This window comes from Rhizobium sp. AN80A (assembly GCF_030053015.1).
GTDB lineage: Bacteria > Pseudomonadota > Alphaproteobacteria > Rhizobiales > Rhizobiaceae > Rhizobium > Rhizobium metallidurans.
This window is the reverse complement of sequence record NZ_JASJPX010000001.1, coordinates 39537-52282: the sequence shown is the minus strand read 5'-3', so window position 1 is coordinate 52282 and position 12746 is coordinate 39537. Positions and strand designations below refer to the sequence as shown.

13 protein-coding genes are annotated in these 12746 nt (G+C 63.6%); 4 read left to right on the top strand and 9 right to left on the bottom strand.

Going from position 1 to position 12746, the window contains the following annotated elements:
- Nucleotides 1-8 precede the first annotated feature (8 nt).
- The 9 genes from P3R82_RS00265 to P3R82_RS00225 all read right to left on the bottom strand — a co-directional run bounded on the left by P3R82_RS00265 (nucleotide 9) and on the right by P3R82_RS00225 (nucleotide 7837).
- Nucleotides 9-1022, bottom strand: a complete 1014-nt coding sequence (locus P3R82_RS00265) for an urea transporter (protein ID WP_283192536.1) — start codon at nucleotides 1020-1022, stop codon at nucleotides 9-11.
- A 101-nt stretch (nucleotides 1023-1123) separates the two neighbouring features.
- Complete coding sequence (gene ureC / locus P3R82_RS00260) at nucleotides 1124-2830, bottom strand: urease subunit alpha (protein WP_283192535.1); 1707 nt, start codon at nucleotides 2828-2830, stop codon at nucleotides 1124-1126.
- A 6-nt stretch (nucleotides 2831-2836) separates the two neighbouring features.
- Nucleotides 2837-3142 (bottom strand): urease subunit beta, encoded by a 306-nt coding sequence (locus P3R82_RS00255; protein WP_183898738.1) that lies wholly within the window; start codon nucleotides 3140-3142, stop codon nucleotides 2837-2839.
- A gap of 10 nt (nucleotides 3143-3152) precedes the next feature.
- Nucleotides 3153-3455: an urease subunit gamma gene (gene ureA / locus P3R82_RS00250; RefSeq protein WP_183898737.1), complete on the bottom strand. Its 303-nt coding sequence runs from the start codon at nucleotides 3453-3455 to the stop codon at nucleotides 3153-3155.
- A 23-nt stretch (nucleotides 3456-3478) separates the two neighbouring features.
- On the bottom strand, nucleotides 3479-4237 hold the full coding sequence (locus P3R82_RS00245) for an urease accessory protein UreD (protein WP_349294027.1): 759 nt from the start codon (nucleotides 4235-4237) through the stop codon (nucleotides 3479-3481).
- A gap of 135 nt (nucleotides 4238-4372) precedes the next feature.
- A complete protein-coding gene (locus tag P3R82_RS00240; protein ID WP_283193460.1) occupies nucleotides 4373-4894 on the bottom strand; it encodes a YqhA family protein in 522 nt (173 codons plus the stop codon).
- Nucleotides 4895-4965: 71 nt separating this feature from the next.
- On the bottom strand, nucleotides 4966-5649 hold the full coding sequence (locus P3R82_RS00235) for an urease accessory UreF family protein (protein ID WP_283192533.1): 684 nt from the start codon (nucleotides 5647-5649) through the stop codon (nucleotides 4966-4968).
- 71 nt (nucleotides 5650-5720) lie between these two features.
- Entirely contained in the window at nucleotides 5721-6299 is a 579-nt protein-coding gene (locus P3R82_RS00230) for a HupE/UreJ family protein (RefSeq protein WP_283192532.1), read from the bottom strand.
- Between the two features lie 101 nt (nucleotides 6300-6400).
- The gene (locus P3R82_RS00225; RefSeq protein WP_283192531.1) at nucleotides 6401-7837 is read right to left on the bottom strand and encodes a GntP family permease; all 1437 of its coding nucleotides are present in this window, start codon (nucleotides 7835-7837) and stop codon (nucleotides 6401-6403) included.
- A gap of 381 nt (nucleotides 7838-8218) precedes the next feature.
- Between P3R82_RS00225 and P3R82_RS00220 the strand changes: the two genes are divergently transcribed.
- The 4 genes from P3R82_RS00220 (at nucleotide 8219) to P3R82_RS00205 (ending at nucleotide 12704) form a co-directional block, all read left to right on the top strand.
- A complete protein-coding gene (locus P3R82_RS00220) occupies nucleotides 8219-8917 on the top strand; it encodes a GntR family transcriptional regulator (protein ID WP_183898732.1) in 699 nt (232 codons plus the stop codon).
- 223 nt (nucleotides 8918-9140) lie between these two features.
- Nucleotides 9141-10718, top strand: a complete 1578-nt coding sequence (locus tag P3R82_RS00215; RefSeq protein ID WP_283192530.1) for an ABC transporter ATP-binding protein — start codon at nucleotides 9141-9143, stop codon at nucleotides 10716-10718.
- Nucleotides 10708-11784: an ABC transporter permease gene (locus tag P3R82_RS00210; RefSeq protein WP_283192529.1), complete on the top strand. Its 1077-nt coding sequence runs from the start codon at nucleotides 10708-10710 to the stop codon at nucleotides 11782-11784. Before P3R82_RS00215 ends, P3R82_RS00210 begins: the two co-directional genes overlap by 11 nt.
- Complete coding sequence (locus tag P3R82_RS00205) at nucleotides 11784-12704, top strand: ABC transporter permease (protein ID WP_283192528.1); 921 nt, start codon at nucleotides 11784-11786, stop codon at nucleotides 12702-12704. Before P3R82_RS00210 ends, P3R82_RS00205 begins: the two co-directional genes overlap by 1 nt.
- Nucleotides 12705-12746: the final 42 nt, after the last annotated feature.

The following is a 12746-nucleotide window of genomic DNA, read 5'->3' as shown; positions in this document are numbered from 1 at the left end:
GCGAGGATCTACCCGGCTCGGCCTTCGTCGGGAGCGGTTGGCTCATCCGTGGAGGCCGGTGCAAGCGATTTGAACGCCCCCTGCCCCAAGAGCATGAGCCAGGTGACAAGGACGAATGTGGAGGTCAGGACCGGCATCCCGATCGGCTTGAGGAAAATGGCGACCGATGCCCAGAGCCAGCTGGAAATGACCGCGCCGAAGACCGCGTAGAGCAGGCTGCGCCAGGTCAGCGCCAGGAAGACGCCACCCAGCGCCATGGCTGTCAGCGCGGAGTTGTAACCGAAGAGTCCGTCGCGAACCGCGCCCTCCGGACCACCGTAGACGGCCGCCACCACCGTGCCAACGACCGCGCCGAGCAGGGCCATCGCAGCGGTGACACGGGAATTCAGCGCGATCGCGATCACGATGAGGTAGCCGGAGATCCAGTTATCCTGAAAGAATATCTGCCCGATCGATGTCCCAATCCCCTCGTACCAGGTCGCAAGGACATACGGCACCGTTTCGGAAAACTGATCGGGCGACACGGGCTTCGCCATCGGTCCCGCATCGATCGCGTCGAATTTCAGCACCGCGAACAGAAACAGCCATCCCACAAGAACGAAAGGCATCGTGAGCGGCGCGGTCTTGTAGGGCGCCAGAACCGCCCCCATGCTTGCGAAAGCCATGGTCGTGAAGGCGGCAGCGCAAACGAGATAGACGACCATGGCCACGGACGGTATGGCACCCGTGCGAAAATCCTCGCTCGTGAAGGCGACGAGCGCCAGCCCCACCAGCGCGCCATTGAAACCGTATAATCCATCGCGCATGACCGCCCTGTCGGCCTTCAGAACAAGCGCGGTCGCCGTGCTTGAGATGACGCCGAGCACGCAGATCGCGGCATAGATCCAGGAATTCCACGCAAGTGCCGCGAGGATCACCAGCCCGGACAGGGGATTATTCTGAAAGACGACCTGGCCCACGCCGCGCAACGACCAGTCCACGAAGAACAGCGACGGATGATCACGGAAACGATCCAAATTCATTGATCTCTGCTCCTTCGGCCAGCCCGCAAGCGACTCATGCCTCGTTCGCGCGGCGTGTTGGTCCGGCTCGGGCGCGACGCCGCGCCCCGCCTGGTTTGTCCCTAGAAGAGGAAGTATCGCTGCGACATCGGCAATACATCCGCCGGCTCGCAGGTGATCAACTGGCCATCGACGCGGACATTGTAGTTTTGCGGATCGACTTCCAGCTTCGGCGTCAGATTGTTATGCACCATGTCCTTCTTGCGCACGGTTCGCGTGCCCTTCACGGCCGCGAGCTGCTTGGACAGTTTCAGCTTCTCGCCGATCCCGTCGTCCAGTGCCGCCTGCGACACGAAGGTGACGCCCGTCGAGCCGAGCGCCCTTCCGAGCACGCCGTACATCGGACGGTAGTGCACCGGTTGCGGCGTCGAGATCGAGGCGTTGGGATCGCCCATCGGCGCGATAGCGATCATGCCGCCGATCAGGACCAGTTGCGGCTTGATCCCGAAAAATGCCGGCTTCCAGAGCACGAGATCGGCGCGCTTGCCGACCTGGATCGAGCCGATCTGGTCGGCAAACCCATGCGTCAGGGCCGGGTTGATCGTGTACTTGGCGACATAGCGCTTCACGCGGAAATTGTCGTTGCGCCCGCTATCTTCAGGGAGCGGGCCGCGCTGCACCTTCATCTTGTGCGCCGTCTGCCAGCACCGCAGCGTCGTCTCGCCAATACGACCCATCGCCTGCGAATCCGACGACATCATCGAAAACACGCCGAGATCGTGGAGAATGTCTTCCGCCGCGATCGTCTCGCGCCGGATGCGCGACTCCGCGAATGCGACGTCCTCGGGGATTTGCGGGCTCAGATGATGGCAGACCATCAGCATGTCGAGATGTTCGTCGACGGTGTTGATCGTATAGGGTCTTGTCGGGTTGGTGGACGACGGAAGGACATTCTCCTCGCCCGCCGCTGTGATGATGTCAGGCGCATGCCCGCCGCCTGCACCTTCGGTGTGGAAGCTGTGGATCGTACGTCCCTTCATGGCCGCGAAGGTGTCGCGCACGAAACCGCTCTCGTTGAGCGTATCGCTGTGAAGCGCGACCTGCACGTCCATCTCGTCGGCAACCGTCAGGCAATTGTCGATCGCAGCCGGCGTCGTGCCCCAATCCTCGTGCAGCTTGAGCCCGACAACACCGGCGCGAACCTGTTCGCGCAGCGGATCGGGCAGGCTGATATTGCCTTTTCCGAGCAGCCCGACATTGATCGGCAGCGCTTCCGCCGCCTCAAGCATGCGGTGTATCGCCCACGGGCCGGCCGTTACCGTGGTCGCGAGCGTGCCCACCGTCGGGCCGGCGCCGCCGCCGACGAGCGTCGTCGTGCCGCTCGCCAGCGCCTCTTCCGCCTGTTGCGGGGCGATGAAGTGAATATGGGTATCGATCCCGCCCGCGGTGAGGATCTTGCCTTCTCCCGCAATGACGTCGGTCGCGCCGCCGACGACGATGGTCACGCCAGGCTGGATATCCGGATTGCCCGACTTGCCGATCCCCGAGATCCGTCCGTTCTTGATGCCGACATCGGCTTTGATGATGCCCCAGTGGTCGATGATGATGACATTGGTGATGACGACGTCGGCGACCTCGGCATGGGGGCGCTGCCCCTGCCCCATGCCGTCGCGGATCACCTTGCCGCCGCCGAAAGTCACCTCTTCCCCGTAAACCGTGCGGTCTTCCTCGATCTCGATGACGAGTTCGGTATCGGCCAGCCGAAGCCTGTCGCCCTTGGTCGGGCCGTAGAGATCGGCATAGGTCTGCCTTGTGATCGTTCCCATCATAGCCTCCTACAGCTTGCCCATGACCTTGGCGTTGAACCCGTAAACCTCACGCTTGCCGTCGAGCGCCACGAGCTCCACCGTTCGCTCCTGGCCCGGCTCGAAACGGACCGCCGTACCGGCCGGAATGTTCAGCCGAAACCCGCGCGTGGGCTCGCGATCGAAAAGAAGCGCCTCGTTCGTCTCGTAGAAATGATAGTGGGAGCCGACCTGGATCGGCCGGTCACCGGAGTTGGCGACATCGATCTTCTGTGTCTGCCTGCCCGCATTGAGGTCGATCGAGCCATTCTCGATGAAATATTCGCCGGGTATCATGATGGCCTCCTCATGGGATCGGGTTGTGGACGGTGACGAGCTTCGTACCGTCGGGGAAGGTTGCCTCCACCTGGATGTCGGGGATCATCTCGGGCACGCCCTCCATGACCTCCTCGCGGGTCAGCAGCGTCGCGCCGTAGGACATCAGGTCCGCCACCGTTCGCCCCTCGCGCGCGCCCTCCAGCAGGGCCGCCGAGATATAGGCGATGACCTCGGGATAATTCAGCTTCAGACCCTTCGCCTTGCGCCGCTCGGCGACCAGTCCGGCCGTAAAGATCAGGAGCTTGTCTCTTTCACGCGGTAGCAGTTCCATGAGCTTGCCTCCTTGCTTGCTGTTCACGTTGCCCAGATGCGCGGAGCGACGGCCTTCTTCATCAGGCCGCGTTCGCGAAGAATGCTCCACGCTTGCAGAAAAAGTGCCTTGCCCTCGGACATCCGGCTTCCGAGATATCGGCAGACGATCACGCGGTTGAGCTGGCTGGCCGAGAAGACGCCGCGCGCCTGCGCGCCGAGTTCGTCGCGGATATGCTCGACGGTGTTTTCCAGCGCCGGTCCCGCATAGACCATGGTTCCGACGATGGGCTTTCCGGCAAAGAAGAGCGGAGCGTCAAGGACGTCCGGCGCTCGCGAAAACGCCATTCGCTCGAACCAGATCAGCTCGTCGTTGCGAAAAATCTCGACGCGTTGGGCAAGCCGTCCGCTCGCGAAACCCTCGCCCGCGGCCGGGCGACCGAGGCTGACGAAATCCCAACCGACATAGGCCGCGTCCTCGCCGAGCATGACGCGCGTGCTGATCGAGGCATCCGCGCCTTCGAACAGGATCGTCTCCTGCGGAAGATTTTCGCAGACCGCGCCGGCGCCGACATCGATCCGTATGCGCTGCGTACTCGTGCCGTGCTCGCTGCGGTAGAATTTCGTCGCGCCCGGCGTGGTCAGGACACAGCGCGCCTCGGGCGCAAGACGGCAGGTGATATCGAGGACATCGCCGCCGGCCACCCCTCCGGGCGGATGCAGGATATAGACATGGGCGGAGCCGTCATCCTCGGGATGAAAGGCGCGCTGCACCGCAAGCGGACCGACATGCCGCCTGCGCATCAGGCGCGTTTTCCCGTGGGAGTTCGCGAACCACAAATCAAGCTCGGCATGCCAACCATCGACCATCGGCGAAAAACCCTTCCAATTCCGGCCTCCCGGCCCTTCCTGCCACTCCGCAAACTCGCTCAAGCGCTTTCACGCCGGCTTGTCTGGTCTCTTCCTCTCGCGCCCCTCGCTTCTGTCGTGCCGCGTCTCTTCCGACAGATGGTGCGAGCTGGCGGTCAGCTTCATGGCACCTGCCAGGAGCAGCGCCGAGACCGGAAGCACGAGCGACTCCCATTGCGGCGGTGTCTGCATCTCACCCACCTGCGCCGCGAAGTGCACGACCAGATAGAGAATGATCATCTGGAAGAAGAGGTTCTTCAGTTCCGCAACGGTATCGATGATCATCCACTGCGGCAGCTTCGATCGCTGTTCCGGCGGGATATCGAGGGCAAAGCCGAGAGCGATGCCGCAACCAACAACCATCAGCACGATGCCCAGGAGGATCTTGTCGGTGGCGCGCAGCACCGAAACGATGACCGACATATCCGCATTGAGCCGCGTCATCCTGAAGGTTTCCACGAGCATCAAGATGGCCTCCCAGAACATCAGGAAAGCACCGAAAAGCACACCCGCGGCAGCAAGTATGAGAATGGACCGGAGACCGCGGAACAACGAAATCAAGGCAGTATTCCTCCTCGGATTGCTTGGACTGCATGAGATCCGGCTGCTTGCCCGGTCGGAGTCTATGAACGAAACAGCCGGCTGTATTGCGTTTCATGCCATGCGCTTGCCATTGCCATTGCCGGCGCCGCATTGCCGATCTCGTCGTCGCCAGTCATCTCCGCCGTGCGGGCCGCCCGCTCGATGACCTCGGCGGCCGCGATGAGAAGCCGCTGCCCGGCGGTATGCCCCAGCGGCACCAGCCGGATGGCGGCCGACACCTGACCCTCGACAGCACTCCACAGCAGCCCACGCAACGCATCCGCCGGCGCGATCTTCCAGTTGACGGCCGCGAGCGCAAAGACCGCCGGATAGGTGAGCTTCACCGTGGTGAAGGATTTCGCGGAGGAGACGCCGAGATCGCAGAGAACCGTGAGCATCGACGCGCCCATCTGCTTGTCCTCCAGCTCCACCTCCTTGCTTTCGCGCGCGGCAGAAAGCCATGCGTCGGCCTTTAGGAACGACGCGCGATCATCCGCTTCGAGCGCATGCATCATGCGCAGGAACAGCGCCGCATCGCAGACGGCGTAGCTGTGCTCGATCAGCCTGAAGATCCAGTCGCGCGCGGTCGCCTCGTCGCGAACGGTCCGATCGTGGACGGCCCATTCGAGCCCACGGGAATAGGCGAACGCACCAACCGGCTGGCTGGGGCTCACCAGCCGCAGAAGCTGAAGGGGCAGGCCGCCCGATGTTGGTTGAAACGTCACATAAATCTCCCGAAGCGATCACCCGCGGCCGGACCGAAATCCGGCCTACGGTCTTCAAATGCGTCCACGGTTCAACTCGCCAGCAACAGCGCGCCGCCAAGTGCCGTGGCTCCGCCGGCAATCCGCAAGGCCGCCGTGCCGCGTGTCAGCCGACCGGCGGCAACGCCCATTCCGATTCCCACTGCGTGCAGAAGCGCCGTCGCCAGCACAAAGCCCATGCCGAAGAACAAGGCGTTTGCGCCTGCCAGTTCAGCGCCATGCGAATGCCCATGGAAGAATGCGAATCCGCCGACGATTGCGGCGACAAGCCCGGGTGACGCCGGGCGGGCGATCGCGACCAACAGCCCGATGACGACGGACGAGGCGAGAATGACCGGTTCGACAAAGGGCAGCGGCAAGCCGGCAAGCGCTGCGAAGAAGCCAAGGAGCATGACGCCGACGAAAGCCGCGGGGATGGCCAGTCGTGCACCGCTCCCGAGCATGACCGCGCACAGACCGACCGCGACCATGGCGAGCACGTGATCCGCTCCCGAAAGAGGATGCAGGAAGCCGGAAATAAAGGAACCGTTGTCGCCAGAGCCAACATGCGCGAATGCCGGCGTGCTTACCATCAGCAACGGTGCAAGAATCAAGAGATGCATCTTTTTCATGGTACGAGCCTTCCTAAGGTTGATCGAACAGGAACGATTGACATCCGGTAGTTCAGGCATTTCATCGCGCTCATCTCGCCCGCCCAGTCGATGAGACCTGTTCAGAACGAGCCGAACATCGACCCGAGCACGAAGACCGCGACAAGCGAGATGATGACGCCGACGATCACGGTCATCACCATGTCGAAATAGCTTCCGGCATGTGTCTGCCTGCTGATCTGCAGGAGCAGAAGCACGGTGCCGTTGTGAGGCAGTGCATCGAGCGTCCCGGCGCTGATGGTCGTCAGGCGATGCATGAGCGCGGGATCGATGCCATACTCAGCAGCAAGACGCATGTATTCGGCGCCGAGCGCATTGAGCGCGATGGCCATGCCGCCGGAAGCCGTCCCCGTTAGCGCGGCCAGCGCGTTCATCGCCACGACCAGCGAAACAAGCGGGCCGCCAGGCATCTGCAAGACGGCATCGCGCACCACATTGAAAGCCGGCATGGCAGCGACAACCGCGCCGAAACCGACGAGGCTTGCAACGGTCATGATCGGCAGGACAGCCGAGTTGGCGCCCGCGTCGAGACTTTCGCGCAATGCGCCCAGCCGTCCATAGTTGGCGGCGATCACGGTGACGATCGCCGCGGCCAGCGCAATGAGGACCGCCCACACGCCGAGCGTGGAGGTGATGTTGATGCCAAGCGCGGCTTCGGCGCTGGAGAAGTCGATCCGGGGCAGCACCACGAGTGCCATCAGGAAATTGACGCTGATGACGACAATCAGCGGCAGCACCGCGAAGAGGAAGGACGGGCCCTCATCGCTCTTCTTGCCATGGGTGAGCTCGCTCGGGTCGAAGTCGCCCGAGGTCGTTGCCTGTTCGCGCACCTTTTCCGTGATGATGACGGGCGTCTCATCCTCCGTGTATCCTTCGTTGGCGGCGCGGGCTTTGGCCTCGATGCGCGCCAGCCACCACATTCCGAACGCGAAGGTGATGATCGAGGCGATGATACCGAGGCCCGGCGCGGCGAAGGTCGTCGTGCCGAAGTACGGCATCGGGATGGCGTTGTTCGTCGAGGGGGTACCGGGCATCGCCGACATGGTGAAGGTGAAGGCGCCGAGGCCGATCGCCGCCGGCATCAGCCGCGCCGGGATATTCGCCGCGCGAAACATCTCCCGCGCCATTGGCACGAGCACGAAGAAAGCGACGAACACGCTGACACCGCCATAGGTGACAACGGCGGATGCCAGCACCACGGAGAGCATGGTTCGCTTCACGCCCAGCCGCTCCGTCAGGAAACGGGCGATCGACGTGATGGACCCGCTGTCATCCATCATCTTGCCGAAGATGCCGCCCAGCAGGAACATCGGGAACCACTGCGTGACGAAGCGCGCCGTGCCCATCATGAAGGTCGAGGTCCAATGCGGAAGCAACGGCTGGCCGGAGGCCGCGGCAACGACAAGGGCAGCCGCTGGCGCCAGGAGGAGCACGCTCCATCCGCGATAGGCGAACCACATCAGCAATCCGAGTCCAAGCAGAATTCCAAACAGCCCCATGGATCCGCCTCTCAATCCGATCAGGCCAGCTCAGATGCCCCGCGATCCATAGCCTTACGCCCGTCAAGGTGCAGCTAAGTGCGCGGTACAACTCACGGCCCTATCTGGTTTTCATGAACCACGCCCGCGGATGTGTCGACCGGTGACACGCGCAAAGTCCCTGGCCGCCGGAAGAAATGGACGCCGTGCTCACTTCTGGGATTTCGTACCAATCAAGCCGCGCAGGCTGTCACCGTTGGAAGGCGAGCGCATTTGCCAATTCATGCGCGGACACCATCGCGACAGGGTTGGCGCCACCAGCGACGCCTATCGATAACAGCGCTTGTTGTATTCCTCAGGAGCATTATAACGTACACGCCAACCGAACATTCCGAAGCCCTCATGTCATCGAATTCCGACCGGGTAGACATCGCCCATCGCACCCTCAGACAAGCCATCATCGAGCAGGCGCTGAAAGCCGGCACCAAGCTGCCGGAAGACGAGATCGGCCGGCACTTTTCCATGAGCCGCACGCTGGTGCGCGCCGTGCTGGCCAAGCTACAGGCGCAGGGGCTGGTCGACACCTATCACAAGCGCACCGCAACGGTGGCCCAGCCGAGCCTTGAGGAAGCGCGCGACGCGTTCGCCGTACGCCGCGCACTGGAACGCGAGGTGATGAAGGCGGTGGTCAAGCGCTGGAGCCCCGCCATCGAGAAGAGCCTGCGCGAGCACGTGCAGGAAGAGGAAGCGGCTCACGCCAAGGGTGACGTCCGGCTTTCGACGCGGCTGGCCGGCGAGTTCCATCTGAAGCTTGCCGACCTTGCGGGCAACGCGCTGCTGGAGCGCTATCTTTCCGAACTCGTGTCGCGCTGTTCGCTGATCCTTGCCATGTACAGCCGCCCGCATTCCAGCGAATGCGCCATCAGCGAGCACTCCGGACTCATCGGCGCGCTCAAGAAAGGGGATATCGCCGCGGCAGAGCGCCTGATGGACGATCACCTCTCATCCGTGGAAAGCCGGGCCCTCTTCGAGGACGAGGCAGCTGTCGAGCCCGATCTCGGTTCGATCCTCTCGCGCTTCTCCGCCCGCGAAGCGAGCTGACTGCCGCTTTTTCAATCACGTATACATGGTTTTGCATTTTATGTAGACGAAAAATCGTCGATCATAATTTGAGCGGGCACGCATGACCAGGTGTCGGGGCCACTTTATCTGAATGAATCCATACGTCTAGCGCACAAGCGTCGGGATCAAGACGTCGATCGATACGGACTGGCATCAATGTTGCATACGTGATTATAGAGATCATGTAGCCAAGATTGTCATCATGCCACCATCGCCACATACCGAACATAGATCCGAACATCGGCTCGAACTGCGCGGCATCCGCAAGGCCTATCCGGCCGTGGTCGCCAATGACGGGATCGACCTCCGTGTCCGCCCCGGCGAGATCCATGCCGTGGTCGGCGAGAACGGAGCCGGCAAGTCGACGCTGATGAAGATCATCTATGGCATGGTGCGGCCGGATTCCGGCGAACTCCTGTGGGATGGGCGCGAAGTATCGATCGCTTCGCCCGCCGATGCACAGAAGCTCGGCATCGGCATGGTGTTCCAGCACTTCGCGCTGTTCGACACGCTGTCGGTGGCGGAAAACATCGCGCTGGCGCTTCCGGGACGGCCGGCGATCGAGCCGTTGTCGCGACGGATCGCGGAGGTCGCGGCGCGTTATGGTCTGCCGGTCGAGCCCGGCCGCCATATCTACACGATGTCGGTCGGCGAGCGGCAGCGGGTCGAGATCATCCGCGCGCTGTTGCAGAATCCACGCTTGCTCATTCTCGACGAGCCGACCTCGGTGCTGACGCCGCAGGCGGTCGAAACGCTGTTCGTCACGCTGCGCCAGATCGCGGCCGAGGGATGCAGCATTCTCTATATCAGCCACAAGCTGAACGAGATCAGGGATCTCTGCCACACGGCCACGATCCTTCGCGGCGGCCGGGTGACCGGCATGTGCGACCCGAGGCAGGAAAGCCCGGCCTCGATGGCCCGCATGATGATCGGCGCCGATCTGCCCGGCTTTCGTCATCGCGGCCACACGCCGGCCAGTAAAACGCGCCTCAGCGTTTCCGGCCTGACGCTTCCCACCCAGGACCCGTTCGGAACGGCGCTCGCCGATATCGGCTTTACGGTGCGCGGCGGTGAGATCCTCGGGATCGCCGGCGTCTCGGGCAATGGCCAGCAGGAGTTGCTGGCGGCACTGTCGGGCGAAACGCCACTGTCGAACGCCGGCGCGATCACCATCGACGGCATGTCGGCGGGTGATCGCGATCCGGCCGGGCGGCGGCGGCTTGGTCTCTGCTCCGTTCCAGAGGATCGGCTCAAGCAAGGTTCCGTCCCCTCGCTGCCGCTCCTGGAGAACGTGCTGCTCACCGCCAATCGCAACGGCGCCGTTCGCGCCGGCCTCATTCGCTTCGATCGCGTCAAGGCCTATGCCGAGCGCTGCATCGAGGCCTTCGACGTCAGGACGCCCGGCGCGCAGGCGCCCGCCGGCAGCCTGTCGGGCGGCAATCTCCAGAAGTTCATCATCGGTCGCGAGATCTTGCAGGAACCGGGCGTGTTGATCGTCTCGCAACCGACCTGGGGCGTGGACGTCGGCGCGGCACTGGTCATCCGCCAGGCGCTGCTCGACCTGCGCGATCGGGGTGCGGCGATCGTCGTCATATCCGAGGAACTCGACGAACTTTTCGAGATTTCCGACCAGATCGCCGTTATAGCCGGCGGCCGGCTGACGGCGGCCATACCGATCGCGGAGGCGAACCGCGATGCGATCGGTATCGCCATGTCCGGCCAAGGTGCCGGCGATGCCCCAGACGAACGCGCCAGCAAGGAGCTTGCCCATGCGCTTTGAACCGCGCCCCAACCCCTCGCGCATCATGATCCTGATGTCGCCGGTCATCGCGATCGCGCTGACGTCGATCGTCGCCATGGCGCTCTTTGCCCTTGCCGGGCTGAATCCACTGGAGGCGCTGATCACCTTTCTGACCGCACCGCTCGCCGATCTCTATGGTTTCGGCGAACTCCTTATCAAGGCCGCTCCCCTGGTGCTGATCGGTGTCGGGCTCGCGATCGGCTTTCGCGCCGGCATCTGGAACGTCGGCGCGGAAGGGCAGTTGACCGTGGGCGTCATCTTCGCCGGCTATGTGGCGCTGAACTACGGCGCGACCGGCGGCTGGTGGGTTCTGCCCGCGATGGTCATCGCCGGCGCCGTCGGCGGCGTCCTCTGGGCTGCCATCCCCGCACTGCTCCGGACCAGGTTCAATGCCAGCGAAATCCTGGTCAGCCTGATGCTCAATTATGTCGCGGCGCTCTGGCTTTCATGGTTGGTCTTCGGTCTGTGGCGCGACCCGGCCGGATTCAACTTCCCGCAGTCGGAACCGCTGGCGCCGGATGCCCTCTTCCCGATCCTGATCGAAAACACCCGCGCCAATGTCAGCGTGCTCTTCGCGCTCGGCGCGGTGCTGGCCGGCTGGCTGCTCATGAACCGCAGCTTCGCCGGCTTCCAGCTCAAGGTTACCGGCCTCTCCGAAGGAGCCGCGCGCTACGCCGGCTTCAGCGTCAGACGCGCGGTCTGGATCGGCATGCTGGCGAGCGGTGCCGCGGCAGGCATCGCGGGCGTCGGGGAGATCGCCGGGCCCCTCGCCCAGATCTTCCCGACCGCATCGCCCGGCTATGGCTACGCGGCGATCATCGTCGCCTTTCTCGGGCGACTGCACCCGGTGGGCATCCTGCTCTCCGGCCTACTGATGGCTTTGCTCTATCTCTCGGGCGACGTCGCGCAGATGTCGCTCGGCATGCCGTCTTCGATCACCGGCCTGCTGCAGAGCACGCTGCTCTTCTTCCTGCTGACGACGGACGTCTTCATTCAGTACCGCGTCCGCTTCCAGTCCTCCAACCGGCAGGGAGCCGCCGCCTGATGGACCAGATCCTTCCCATTCTCGTGGCCACGCTCGTTGCCGGCACGCCGCTGATCTATGCCGCGCTCGGTGAACTCGTAGCCGAACGCTCCGGCGTCCTCAACATGGGTGTCGAGGGCATGATGGTCATCGGCGCGGTAATCGCCTTCATCGTCATGATGGCGACAGGCAGCCTGTGGCTCGCCGTATTCGCGGCCATGCTGGCGGCCATGCTGCTTGCCCTGATGTTCGCCGTTCTCGCCGTCGGCTTCCGCGCCAATCAGATCGCGGTCGGGCTGGCATTGACGATCTTCGGCACCAGCCTCGCCTCGTTCATCGGCAAGCCCTACATCGGAAAGGCGATCGTGATGGAGCCTTCCACAGCGTCCAACCTTGCCGCGAAAATCCCGTTCCTGGGCGCGGTTCTCGGCCAGCTTCATCCGCTCGTCTGGCTCTCCTGGATCTTCTTTGGCGGCGTCTGGTATTTCCTGAACCGCAGCCGCAGCGGCCTGATCCTGCGCGCCGTCGGCGAATCGCCCACCTCCGCCCACGCGCTCGGCTATCCGGTCAACACGATCCGTTACCTCGCCACGCTGTTCGGCGGCGCCAGCGCCGGCATCGCGGGCGCCTATGTGTCGATCGTCTACACCTCGCTTTGGACCGAGGGACTGATCGCCGGGCGCGGCTGGATCGCCGTGGCGCTCGTCGTCTTTTCCACCTGGCGGTCGGGCCGCTGCTTTCTCGGCGCCTATCTGTTCGGCGGCGCCACCATCGCCCAGCTCTTTGCCCAGAGCGCCGGCATCGGCCTGCCGTCCGAGCTCATGTCCGCCCTTCCCTATCTCGTGACCATCGTCGTGCTGGTGCTGATCTCGCGCAACGCCGCGCTGATGCGCCTCAACGTCCCCGCTTCCCTCGGCAAGCCATTCGCCGCCGAGGGCTGAAACCGCCGCCAATCATCCAAACCGAAAATCAACAGAGGGAAC

What these genes read in the sequence shown, in the direction of transcription:
- P3R82_RS00225 (WP_283192531.1), bottom strand. Translation starts at nt 7,837, where the DNA reads ATGGGGCTGTTTGGAATTCTGCTTGGACTCGGATTGCTGATGTGGTTC.
- P3R82_RS00265 (WP_283192536.1), bottom strand. Translation starts at nt 1,022, where the DNA reads ATGAATTTGGATCGTTTCCGTGATCATCCGTCGCTGTTCTTCGTGGAC.
- ureA (WP_183898737.1), bottom strand. Translation starts at nt 3,455, where the DNA reads ATGGAACTGCTACCGCGTGAAAGAGACAAGCTCCTGATCTTTACGGCC.
- P3R82_RS00245 (WP_349294027.1), bottom strand. Translation starts at nt 4,237, where the DNA reads ATGCGCAGGCGGCATGTCGGTCCGCTTGCGGTGCAGCGCGCCTTTCAT.
- P3R82_RS00205 (WP_283192528.1), top strand. Translation starts at nt 11,784, where the DNA reads ATGGACCAGATCCTTCCCATTCTCGTGGCCACGCTCGTTGCCGGCACG.
- ureC (WP_283192535.1), bottom strand. Translation starts at nt 2,830, where the DNA reads ATGATGGGAACGATCACAAGGCAGACCTATGCCGATCTCTACGGCCCG.
- P3R82_RS00210 (WP_283192529.1), top strand. Translation starts at nt 10,708, where the DNA reads ATGCGCTTTGAACCGCGCCCCAACCCCTCGCGCATCATGATCCTGATG.
- P3R82_RS00220 (WP_183898732.1), top strand. Translation starts at nt 8,219, where the DNA reads ATGTCATCGAATTCCGACCGGGTAGACATCGCCCATCGCACCCTCAGA.
- P3R82_RS00230 (WP_283192532.1), bottom strand. Translation starts at nt 6,299, where the DNA reads ATGAAAAAGATGCATCTCTTGATTCTTGCACCGTTGCTGATGGTAAGC.
- P3R82_RS00255 (WP_183898738.1), bottom strand. Translation starts at nt 3,142, where the DNA reads ATGATACCCGGCGAATATTTCATCGAGAATGGCTCGATCGACCTCAAT.
- P3R82_RS00215 (WP_283192530.1), top strand. Translation starts at nt 9,141, where the DNA reads ATGCCACCATCGCCACATACCGAACATAGATCCGAACATCGGCTCGAA.